The following is a 1,184-nucleotide window of genomic DNA, read 5'->3' as shown; positions in this document are numbered from 1 at the left end:
GTGGCTGCTTCTAAGCCAACATCCTGGTTGTCTGTGTAGTCTTACATCCTTTTCCACTTAACTTGTACTTTGGGACCTTAGATGGTGGTCTGGGCTGTTTCCCTTTTGACTATGAAACTTATCTCTCATAGTCTGACTCCCAAGTCTATGACTGTGGCATTCGGAGTTTGATAGGTTTTGGTAACGTATAGACGCCCCTAGACCAGTCAGTGCTCTACCTCCACGTCACTTTTTCTTGAGGCTAGCCCTAAAGCTATTTCGAGGAGAACCAGCTATATCCGGGTTCGATTGGAATTTCACCGCTACCCACAGGTCATCCGATAGCTTTTAAACGCTAAGCGGTTCGGTCCTCCATTGAGTTTTACCTCAACTTCAACCTGCCCATGGGTAGGTCACCCGGTTTCGGGTCTACGACATGCAACTATGACGCCCTATTAAGACTCGGTTTCCCTACGGCTCCGTACCTGAAGTACTTAACCTTGCTGCATATCGTAACTCGTTGGCCCGTTCTACAAAAAGTACGCGGTCGTTCTTATATAGAACTTCCACTGCTTGTAAACATAGGGTTTCAGGTTCTTTTTCACTCCCCTCCCGGGGTTCTTTTCACCTTTCCCTCACGGTACTATTCTCTATCGGTCACCAGGTAGTATTTAGCCTTGGGGGGTGGGCCCCCCTGCTTCCCACAGGGTTTCACGTGTCCCGTGGTACTCTGGAACTCGGCTAGTAACTCTAATTGTTTCGTCTAATGGACTTTCACCTGCTATGGTGGGACTTTCCAGACCTCTTTGACTACAATTATTGTTTCCATATCGCCGGTCCACAACCCCGGTAAAGTAAACTTTACCGGTTTGGGCTTTTCCCCGTTCGCTCGCCGCTACTTAGGGAATCGAGGTTTCTTTCTTTTCCTCAGGGTACTTAGATGTTTCAGTTCCCCTGGTTTGCCTTCTATCTACCTATGGATTCAGTAGATGATGCCTAAGGTTCTCCTTAGGCGGGTTTCCCCATTCGGATATCCACGGATCTAGGTCTACTTGCGACTCCCCGTGGCATTTCGGTGCTTATCCCGTCCTTCGTCGGCTCCTGGTGCCAAGGCATTCACCCTATGCTCTTAGTATCTTGACCAGTTACTATTGTAGTTTTATTTCTAAAACTTCTTTTGACGCTGTGTAGTTTTCAAGGTACAA

1 rRNA gene is annotated in these 1,184 nt (G+C 47.7%); it reads right to left on the bottom strand.

Features of this window, described 5'->3' with window-relative positions:
• Positions 1–1,122: ribosomal RNA gene (locus BLV37_RS14760) — 23S ribosomal RNA — on the bottom strand; the annotation flags it as partial.
• Positions 1,123–1,184: the final 62 nt, after the last annotated feature.

The sequence above is a fragment of the Proteiniborus ethanoligenes genome (assembly GCF_900107485.1).
In the GTDB taxonomy this organism is placed as follows: Bacteria; Bacillota; Clostridia; order Tissierellales; family Proteiniboraceae; genus Proteiniborus; species Proteiniborus ethanoligenes.
Note: the sequence above shows the minus strand (reverse complement) of the source record. Positions and strands in the feature narration are given on the sequence as shown.